Consider the following 9154-nt stretch of genomic DNA (forward strand, 5'->3'; position numbering starts at 1 on the left):
CTCGGGTGGTGGATCAGCTGAACGTGAGCCAGTTGAGGTTCACGAAGTCGGCCGGCTGGCCCGACTCGAACGTCAGGTACACCGTGTGGTTGCCGGTGACCCCGGTGATGTTCGTCGGGACGGTCCGCCACGACTGCCAGCCGCCGGTGTTGCCGATCGCGAACGAGCCGACGGGCTGCGCGGTGAGGCTGTCGAGCCGCACGACGACCAGGCCGCTGACACCGCCGGCCGCCCCGGACGCGACCCGGGCGCTGAACTGCGTCCGGGCCGTGCTGCCGAAGCTCACGTTGTCGTAGCGGACGTAGTCGCCGTTGCTGATCCAGGCGATGTTCTCGCCGCCGTCGACGTCGGACGTCGCCTCCTTCGCGACGCCCGTGGCGGCGTTGTAGGACTCGGCCTGGATGCGGGACGTCGCGTCGACACCGGTCGTCGCGCTCGCGGTCGTGACGTTCACGGACGACGAGGTGGCGGACCGGTTGCCGGCCGCGTCGTAGGCCCGCACCGCGAACGTGTACGCCGTCGCCGGCGAGAGGCCCGACGCCGTGTACGTGGTCCCGGTCGCCGTGCCGACGACCGTGCCGTTGCGCAGCACCTCGTACCCGGTGACGCCCACGTTGTCCGTCGACGCCGACCACGACAGGGTCGTCGCGGACGTCGTCGTGCCGGACGCCGTCAGGCCGCCCGGAGTCGACGGGGCCGTCGTGTCACCGCCGCTGCCCGAGGTCGTGACGTTCACCGACGACGACGTCGCGGACCGGTTGCCCGCCGCGTCGTACGCCCGCACCGCGAACGTGTACGCGGTCGAGGCCGACAGGCCGGACGCCGTGTACGACGTGCCGGACGTCGTGCCGACCACCGACCCGTTGCGCAGCACCTCGTACCCGCTGACGCCCACGTTGTCGGTCGACGCCGACCACGACAGGGTCGTGGACGACGACGTCGTGCCGGACGCCGCGAGACCCGACGGGGTCGACGGGGCCGTGGTGTCGACCGGGGCCGACACGTTCGAGCTCGCCACCGACCGGGCCGGGACGTTGAGCGTGACGCCGTTCGAGAAGGTCACCGTGATGGCCGACCCGCTCATGTTCGCCGCCTGGTACGTGCGGACGCCGTCCTTCACGAACACCGCGTGCAGCGGGGTGTTGGCCGTGACGGACCGGTCGACGGTGCCGAGGCCGGACAGGCTCTTGAGCCAGTAGAACGTGTGCGCCCTCGACTCGCCCTCCTCGACCGTGTACGAGTCGGCCTGCGAGCGGAACTGGCTCAGCGCCGTCGGGGCGTCGGCCAGCGCCTGGAACTCCCAGAGGATGTCCTTCCACACCGTCGCCGGGCCGCCGTTGTTGGTGGTCAGCTCGTTGAGGTTCCGCGTGATGTACGACGGGTTGTAGCCCAGGTACAGGTGGCCGGCCGTGCTGGGCAGCAGGTTGATGCCCTGGATCATCTCGGGCTCGGCGCTGAACCACGTCGAGTACGAGCCGCCGTCGCCCCACACCATGCCGACCGTGGAGTGGCCGAACGCGGCGGGGAACGCCTCGTCGTCGGTGTCGAACCAGTAGTTCTGGATGGCCGACGCCTGCGTCGTGTAGAGGTAGATGCCGAGGTCGCGGACCGTCTTGTTGCCGGTGGCCTGACCCCACTGGATGAGCCCGCTGGCGAAGTTCATGCCCTCGGACGACGACTCCTGGTTGTTGCCCGCGCCGAACGCGCCGTGGCCGGCGGCCCAGTCGTGGCCCGCGTAGATGTCGAAGTCACGCAGGAACGGGAAGCGGGTGTCGGTACGGTCCCAGTTCGCCGCGTCCTTGATGACGGTGTTGACCATGCCGCCGTACGCGGAGTCGGCGGCCCACGACGGGTCGAACTCGGCGACCGTCGCCGCGCCCACCACGTAGTAGCCGTAGTGGAAGTGGTGGTCGTTGAGGTCGGTGTCGGAGCCGTACGACGTCGGGTAGCCGATGAGCGTGCCCCACGCGGAGTTGTACCAGAACGACCGCTGCGTCTCGCCGGGCGAGGCGGTCATCCAGTCCGTCAGGCGCGTCCTCATCGCACTGACGAGCGTGTCACGGGCCGACGTGTTGCCGGTCGCGTTCGCGATCTGCGCGACCTGCGCGATCCGGCCGAACGCCTTGCCCGTCCAGTACGTGTCCTCGGCGAAGCCCGCGAACGGGTCGCTGCCGGCGACCTGGTTGACGTAGTTGTTGAGCTGCGTGGCGTCCGCCGAGCCGGCCGCGAAGCCCGTGTTGGCGAGCTGCGGGAGGACACCGTTGAACGGCGTGACCGTCTGGAACTGCGAGCTGCCGATGACGACCTTCATGGGGCCGCGCGGCGAGACGTACGAGTACCCGCTGGGGTTCACGCCCGACAGGGCGTCCCGCTGGTGCGGGTACAGGGCGTAGACGGTGCCCGTGCCGGAGCCCTGACGGGCCGTGGTCGTGAACGCGTACGTCGCGGTCATCTTCGCGGTGGCCTCGTCGTACGACCACGAGACCTTGGTGCCGGTCACGTGGTTGTGCGCGTAGGGCGCGTACGCGTTGAGCGCGGTGATCTTGTCGGCCGTGCTCGTGCCGGTCGTCGTCGGGAGCACCGCGACGGAGAAGAACGTGCCGCCGTTGAGCGACGAGCTGATCGTCGACCCAGAGATGTTCCACGTGGAACCGGTCGGGGCGAAGGCTGCGTAGTCGTGGCCGTTGATCGTGAAGCCGATCGCGGCGTTGCTGTTGCTCCAGACGGTCGGTGCGGCCACGCCCGTCAGGGTCGCGTTGCCGCCGGTCTTCGTCGCGTAGACGAACGGCAGGCCGTGGCCGAACGTGGTGCGCAGGCTGTTGCTGCCGCTCGACCAGAGCTCGCTCACGGTCCAGTCGGAGTAGCCGTCGACCTTGCCGTCGGACGTCAGGCCCGCGATGCCGAGCCGGAAGTCCTCGGCGTAGTTGTAGTGGTACTCGCTCACCCCGGTCGAGGTGCCAGAGATCGACGGGGTCGTCGCGTAGCTGACGCCGAGACCGTTCGTGTACGCGTGGAACGAGAGCGGGTGCGCCATGAGGTTCTCGGAGATCGACGCGCAGTCGAACTTGCGCCACAGCAGCGACGTCCACCAGTCGTTCGTCGGGATCGCACCCGACGGGAAGTTGGACGTCACGTGCGCGCGGGGGTTCGTGACCGGGGTGTTGTTGCACTCGGTGGGCACTCCCCCGCCGGACGGCGTCCCCTCGGCGTAGCTGCCCGAGCCGACGGACACCGCGGCCGCCCGGGCGACGGGCAGGGCGATCGCCTGCACCAGGTACGCCACGACGGCGCCGATCACCACCATCGCCACGACGGCGCGGCGGTCCAGGGTGGGTCGGGGCGTCGTCGCCCCTGAACCTGAGAGCTCTGCTCGAGCTGACATTCCGGTCATCTCCGATCTCTGACGCGTGCGCCGGGGCGTCGTACACGTCCGGGCACGAAGGGGCGACGGTGCGCCAGCCACGGGTGGCGTGCGCACCGGAGGTCCCGGAGCTGTCACGTGGGGCGTGGCACCGGGCGGGAGCGACGACCGCCCGCCCGGACGCTCGCCGTCGTGTGGAGCCGACGGGGTGCGTCCGGGCATCGCGATCGGTGGGGCACAGGCGCCGTGGCGGCCGCCCTTGAACCGGCAGCTCCGGGGGTCCGAGCACCTCAGCGCTGAGGCGCCCGCACCGTTGACTCGTGTCAACGGGGCTGCGGGGACCAGGGTGGCGGTCGACGCCCTGGGAAGTCAAGGCTCTGGCCAGCGACGACGCGCTGCATGCGGCATCCCGCGCTGCCGAGCGCGGCAGATCCACACGATCGGGTGACCCCCGCGCCCTCAGGCGTCGCGGCTCACCGAGGTCGCCTCAGTGCGACTCGTCAGCCGACGTCCGGGGTGCGACCTCGACGAACCGGAGCCGCAGCTCGCGCTGGATCTCGACGTGCCGAGCGAGGAACGCCCGCTCGTCGAGCCGCTTGCGCCGCAGCCACCCGGTGACCTCGTCGTTGCACTTGCTCGCGTTGCACGAGCGGCACGCGGGGGCGATGTTGTCGAGCGTGTAACGGCCGCCCCGGGAGATCGGCAGCACGCAGTCGCGCTGCAGCGGGACACCCGTCGCCCCGCAGTACGCGCATCCGCCCCAGGCCTCGACGAGCGCGGCCCACTGCTCCGGACGGAGGTCGTGCTCGACGGCGTCCATCCGCCGCTTGCGGCGCTTGGCGTACCGCGCCTTGCGGGTCTGTGCCGGCATGCCGGCGAGCGTACGACCACGGTCGGCGCGCGCCTGGCGGGCGCGCGGACGGGCCCGGCGTCAGCCGAGGGCAGAACCCCGTGACCTGCCGGTTCGCCGCACCTACGATCGCGCCATGCGCATCAGGGGGGACGCCGCAGGGAGCACGTCGGAGGTCGCGGCGGCCGGTCGCCGGGCCACGCGGGTGACGACCGTCGAGCTGCTGTTCGACCTCGTCTTCGTGGTCACGATCGCCCAGCTCGCCACGGTCGTCTCGCACGATCCCGGCTGGGAGTCGGTCGCGCGGGCGGGGCTGCTGCTCGTGGTCGTCTGGTGGATGTACGACGCGTTCGCCTGGCTGACCAATCAGGCGACGCCCGACACCCGCGCGGTCAGGCTTCTGTTCATCGCGGCGATGGCCGCGTTCCTGGTGCTGTCGCTCGCGATCCCCGACGCGCTCGAGGGCGCGAGCGTGCTGTTCGGCGCCGCGTACGCGGTGATCGCGCTCGTGCACGGCGGCCTCTTCATCGCGCTCGGCGGCGTGACGAGCGCGCGCGTGATGCTGCGCGTCATGCCGATCAACGTCGGCATCGGTGCGCTGATCGGCGTGGCCGGGCTGGTCGAGGGGCCCGCGCACACGGTGCTGCTGCTCGCGCCGCTCGTGCTCATCGCGGTCGCCGCGGGCATCGCGATGCGTTCGCCGTTCGACCTGGTCGCGGAGCACTTCGTCGAGCGGCACGGGCTGCTCGTCGTGATCGCGCTCGGCGAGTCCGTCGTGTCCGTCGGCGCAGGTGTCGGCGCGCACGACCTCGGCGCGGGGTCGGTGCTGGGCGCGGTGCTCGTCGTCGGTGTCATCGCGGCCCTGTGGTGGTGCTACTTCTCCGGGGACGACGAGCGCGCGACGCTCGCGTTCGGCGCGGTCGAACCCCGCCGACGGACCGCCGCGGCGCTGCGGGCGTTCTTCGTCGACCACCTGCTCATGCTGTTCGGCCTGGTCCTGCTCGGCGCCGGCCTGCACCTCGCGGTCGAGGACGCCCTGCACCCGCCGACGGTCGCGACCGGCTGGCTCATCGCGGCGGGCGTCGCCTTGTTCCTCGTCGGGGACGCCGACTACCGCCGCTACCTCGGGCTCGGCGCGTGGTGGTTCCGGGCCGGTGGCGCGGCGGCGGCGCTGCTGGTCGGAGCGCTGGCGTCGCTCGTCCCGTCCGTCGTCGTGCTCGCGGCGCTCGGGCTCGTGGTGGTCGCGACGATCGCCGTCGACCGGCCTCGTCCGGAGTAGGTGTCACAGATCCGCCCCGGCCGGTGTCTTCATGCCGACACCTACTGAGGAGGAGACGATGACCAGCACCACCCGGGTCCCCGTGGTCGAGATCACCGGCATGTACGGGGCCGTCGTGAAGTGGTTCAGCAAGCGCATGTTCGGCAAGGTGCCCGAGTCGCTCGGGGTCGCGTGGAACAACCCGGCGATCCTCAAGTTCCAGATGTCGCTGGGGCAGCGGTCGCGGAAGTGGGACGCCGTCGACGAGGACCTCAAGTCGTACGCGCACATGGCGGTCGCGTCGCTGATCGGCTGCTCGTGGTGCCTCGACTTCGGCTACTTCGCCGCCGCCAACGAGGGGCTCGACCTCTCCAAGGCCCGCGAGGTGCCGCGGTGGCGGACCTCCGACGTGTTCACGCCGCTGGAGCGCGACGTGCTCGAGTACGCCGAGGCGATGTCGCAGACCCCGCCGACCGTGACCGACGAGCTCTCCGCCCGGCTGCTCGACCAGCTCGGGGCGCCGGGGCTCGTCGAGCTCACGACGTGGATCGCGCTCGCGAACCTGTACTCGCGCACCAACTCCGCGCTCGGGATCGAGTCCGAGGGGTTCGCGGCAGCATGCGACCTGCCACCGCTGGCCGCCCGGCCCGCGTCCGCGGTCTCCCCCGCGTAGCGTCGCCGCCATGACCGACGACCCGTTCGTCACCCACCGCAGCCTGCTCTTCACGGTCGCGTACGAGATGCTCGGCTCCGCCGCCGACGCCGAGGACGTGGTCCAGGAGACGTGGCTGCGGTGGGCGGACCTCGACCCGTCCGCCCGGTCGGACGTCCGTGACCCGCGTGCGTACCTCGTGCGCATCACGACCCGGCAGGCCCTCAACCGGCTCCGCACGCTCGCGCGCCGCCGGGAGGACTACGTCGGCGAGTGGCTGCCCGAGCCGCTGCTCGTCAGCCCCGACGTGGCGGAGGACGCCGAGCTCGCGGAGAGCGTCTCATTCGCGATGCTCACCGTCCTCGAGACGCTCGGCCCCACCGAGCGGGCGGTGTTCGTGCTGCGGGAGGTGTTCGACACCCCGTACGACGAGATCGCCGCGGCCGTCGGTCGCACGCCCGCCGCCGTCCGGCAGATCGCGCACCGGTCCCGCGAGCACGTCGACGCCCGCCGCCCACGCCACCAGGTCAGCCGTGCCGAGCAGACGCAGGTGGTCGAGAAGTTCCTCGCGGCCGTCCGGGTCGGCGACCTCGACGGGCTCCTGCAGGTGCTCGCGCCCGACGTGGTCGTGGTCGCCGACGGTGGCGGGATCGTCAAGGCCGCCCTCCGGCCGATCACCGGTGCCGAGCGGGTCGCGACGTTCCTCAGCGTGCTCGCCGAGTCGTTCACCGACTTCTCGACGACACCGATGTGGCTCAACGGCGGGCCCGCCGCGCGCGTCGACCTGGCGGGCGAGCTCAACACCGCGATGAGCCTGGTCATCGAGGACGGCCGGATCTCGCGCATCTACGCGATCCGCAACCCGCACAAGATGGGCCGGCTGGACGAGGAGACGGTGCTCAGCCGGTGACGCTGCGGGGGCGGGCTGGTCTCGGCTCACCCGCCCCCGAGCCGGCTACCGGGTGGCCGGGCGCACCGCGTCCGACGGCTCCCACACGAACCCGTCCGGGTCGGCGAACGCGCCGCCGTCGCCGACGATCGCGATGCGGTGCGACCCGGTCCCCTCGGGCGAGACGCCCGCGTCCTTCGCCAGCGCCCGACGCCCGTACAGCGCGAGCTTCACGGCACTGCCCGGCGTGGCGAACTCGACGTACTTGCGGCCGAAGCTCTTCGCGACGGACAGCCCGCGCTCGACGTAGAACTTCTTGGTCACCGCGACGTCGTCGACACCGAGCAGCAGCACGAGGTCGTCGACCGCGAGCGTCGCCGGGCCGGTGTCCTTCTTCGCCGAGGTCGCGACCTTCCAGATCGTGCCGTCGGGCGCCTGGACCACGCCGCCGGTCCCCCAGAAGGACTTCGCGACGGGCTTGATCACCGTGGCGCCCGCGGCGACGGCGGCGTCCACGAGCCCGCTGACGTCGGCGGGCTGGGAGACGGTCAGCGACAGCGTGAACCCGCGGAAGCCGGTCGTCGGTGCGTCCGAGGCCCGCACGCGCAGCCGCGCGCCGAGGCCGAAGGCGGACGAGTAGAAGTGCTCGGCGGCCGACTCGTCGGCCACGTCCAGGATCAGGGAGTCGATGGTTGCCATGCCGACGACGCTACGGAGGCGCCCTCGGCCGGTGCTTCTCGATTCCTGACCGCTTGACGGCGCGCTGCGGTCGCCACGGTCCGGAGGACGGCGAGGTCCGCGATGCGGGCAGGACGGTCGAGGTCGCGGCGTAGGCTCGTCGGGTGGCCACGTTCTCTGCGGTGACTCGTCAGCACATCCTCCAGGCGATCGCGGAGTACGACTCCCGCGGCCGCGACGACTTCCTCGGGGTCTACGGCTACGACCCGTCGGTCGGCTACACGCTCCTGCACGACGGGCGCACGTACGACCCGGCCGCCGTGCTCGGCGTCGCCCACCGGTACGCGACCGGCCGCCTCGCGCCGGCCCACGAGCTCAGCGACGGCCTCGCCGGTGCCACCGCGATCCTGCGCAAGCGCGGGTTCGACGTGACCGAGCCCCCGTCCGCCCGGCCCGCCGTCGTCGCCCCCGCGCGTCGCGCCCCCGCCGCCCGGAAGACGGCCGCAGCCGCCCGCCCGAGCACCCGCACGACGACGCGGGCCGCCGCCCCCGAGCGCGCTGTGGCCATGTGCCCGACGTGCTCGATGACGCTCCCGGCGACGGGAATCTGCGACTACTGCTCCTGAGCCGGGCTTCAGACGAGCACGACGGAGCCGTCGACGGTGATCTCGTCGGCGTCGGCGTCGTCGAACCAGCGACCGTTCTCGCCGAGGTAGCGGAACTTCACCGTCGTCCCCACCGGGACCTTGACCGACGTGCTCGCCGTCCCGTTCGAGCGGCGACGCAGCAGGTGCGCGCCCGGCGTCCAGTCGTTGAACGTGCCGACGACGCTCACGTTCCCGTCGAGCGCGGCCGTCGGGAGGGCGAACGTCAAGGTGCAGGTGGCGGCGGAGCGGGACTTCTTGAGCACAGGCGGGTCACTCCCTCGGTCGAACGGCGCGTACCCGGGCATCGTCGCGTGCTCATGTTTCGGGGAGTGCATCCGTCCGGTGATCGGGAGGTGACGCGTCGCCGTCGCAGGTGACCGGCGGGTGTCGTCCGGGTCTCAGGTGCGCCGAGGTTCCAGGACGACGACGGCAGTCTCGGTCGGTCGTCGGACGGAGAAGCCGTCGACGTCCGTCCCGAGCTGCTCCCACCGGGCCCACAGCCGCGCCCGCTCGTCGCCGACGGCCGCCCGCCCGCGCACGGCGGCGGTGCGGCCCTCGAGCTCGACGGTGGCGTCGGGCTGCGCCTGCAGGTTGAGCCACCACGCGGGCTCGGGGGCGGCCCACCCGTTCATCGCGAGCGTCACGAGGTTCGGACCGTCCTCGAAGTACGCGACGATCGCGGCGCGCTCCTGCCCGGTCTTCCGTCCGACGGTCCGCAGGACGAGCATCCCCCACTTGTCGGGCCTCGGCGGGCGCAGGCCCAGCCGTCCGCGGCTCAGCCGGTAGATCGCGCGGTGCACGACCCACGCGGTGCGGACG

The 9154-nt window shown here is 71.9% G+C and carries 9 protein-coding genes; 4 read left to right on the forward strand and 5 right to left on the reverse strand.

Annotation, left to right across the window (positions count from 1 at the left end):
- Window positions 1–13 precede the first annotated feature (13 nt).
- Both J7523_RS15200 and J7523_RS15205 read right to left on the reverse strand, forming a co-directional pair.
- On the reverse strand, window positions 14–3382 hold the full coding sequence (locus tag J7523_RS15200; RefSeq protein WP_291888363.1) for a glycosyl hydrolase: 3369 nt from the start codon (window positions 3380–3382) through the stop codon (window positions 14–16).
- Between the two features lie 466 nt (window positions 3383–3848).
- Window positions 3849–4232 carry an HNH endonuclease signature motif containing protein gene (locus tag J7523_RS15205; RefSeq protein WP_291888366.1) on the reverse strand — a complete coding sequence of 128 codons (384 nt, stop codon included), beginning with the start codon at window positions 4230–4232 and terminating at the stop codon, window positions 3849–3851.
- A 115-nt stretch (window positions 4233–4347) separates the two neighbouring features.
- Between J7523_RS15205 and J7523_RS15210 the strand changes: the two genes are divergently transcribed.
- From J7523_RS15210 to J7523_RS15220, 3 genes are read left to right on the forward strand one after another with little or no spacing between them, the layout of a single operon-like run.
- The gene (locus J7523_RS15210) at window positions 4348–5490 is read left to right on the forward strand and encodes a low temperature requirement protein A (protein WP_291888369.1); all 1143 of its coding nucleotides are present in this window, start codon (window positions 4348–4350) and stop codon (window positions 5488–5490) included.
- A gap of 58 nt (window positions 5491–5548) precedes the next feature.
- Window positions 5549–6142, forward strand: coding sequence for a carboxymuconolactone decarboxylase family protein (locus J7523_RS15215; protein WP_291888372.1), 594 nt, complete (start codon window positions 5549–5551; stop codon window positions 6140–6142).
- Window positions 6143–6152: 10 nt separating this feature from the next.
- Window positions 6153–7031: an RNA polymerase sigma-70 factor gene (locus tag J7523_RS15220; protein ID WP_291888374.1), complete on the forward strand. Its 879-nt coding sequence runs from the start codon at window positions 6153–6155 to the stop codon at window positions 7029–7031.
- Window positions 7032–7076: 45 nt separating this feature from the next.
- On the opposite strand, the gene J7523_RS15225 is transcribed toward J7523_RS15220, so the two are convergent.
- Window positions 7077–7709: a glyoxalase gene (locus tag J7523_RS15225; protein WP_291888377.1), complete on the reverse strand. Its 633-nt coding sequence runs from the start codon at window positions 7707–7709 to the stop codon at window positions 7077–7079.
- Window positions 7710–7852: 143 nt separating this feature from the next.
- Between J7523_RS15225 and J7523_RS15230 the strand changes: the two genes are divergently transcribed.
- Window positions 7853–8314 (forward strand): hypothetical protein, encoded by a 462-nt coding sequence (locus tag J7523_RS15230; protein WP_291888381.1) that lies wholly within the window; start codon window positions 7853–7855, stop codon window positions 8312–8314.
- 8 nt (window positions 8315–8322) lie between these two features.
- Here J7523_RS15230 and J7523_RS15235 read toward each other — a convergent pair whose 3' ends face one another.
- Together J7523_RS15235 and J7523_RS15240 are read right to left on the reverse strand one after the other, a co-directional pair.
- Window positions 8323–8640 carry an isoamylase early set domain-containing protein gene (locus J7523_RS15235; protein ID WP_291888383.1) on the reverse strand — a complete coding sequence of 106 codons (318 nt, stop codon included), beginning with the start codon at window positions 8638–8640 and terminating at the stop codon, window positions 8323–8325.
- A 93-nt stretch (window positions 8641–8733) separates the two neighbouring features.
- The coding region (locus tag J7523_RS15240; protein WP_291888385.1) for a nitroreductase/quinone reductase family protein at window positions 8734–9154 on the reverse strand (421 nt) is incomplete at its 5' end.

This window comes from Cellulomonas sp. (assembly GCF_017744555.1).
Lineage (GTDB): Bacteria > Actinomycetota > Actinomycetes > Actinomycetales > Cellulomonadaceae > Cellulomonas.

Coding starts and splice junctions, on each gene's coding strand:
- J7523_RS15200 (WP_291888363.1), bottom strand. CDS start 3,382: ATGTCAGCTCGAGCAGAGCTCTCAGGTTCAGGGGCGACGACGCCCCGA.
- J7523_RS15205 (WP_291888366.1), bottom strand. CDS start 4,232: ATGCCGGCACAGACCCGCAAGGCGCGGTACGCCAAGCGCCGCAAGCGG.
- J7523_RS15210 (WP_291888369.1), top strand. CDS start 4,348: ATGCGCATCAGGGGGGACGCCGCAGGGAGCACGTCGGAGGTCGCGGCG.
- J7523_RS15215 (WP_291888372.1), top strand. CDS start 5,549: ATGACCAGCACCACCCGGGTCCCCGTGGTCGAGATCACCGGCATGTAC.
- J7523_RS15220 (WP_291888374.1), top strand. CDS start 6,153: ATGACCGACGACCCGTTCGTCACCCACCGCAGCCTGCTCTTCACGGTC.
- J7523_RS15225 (WP_291888377.1), bottom strand. CDS start 7,709: ATGGCAACCATCGACTCCCTGATCCTGGACGTGGCCGACGAGTCGGCC.
- J7523_RS15235 (WP_291888383.1), bottom strand. CDS start 8,640: ATGCCCGGGTACGCGCCGTTCGACCGAGGGAGTGACCCGCCTGTGCTC.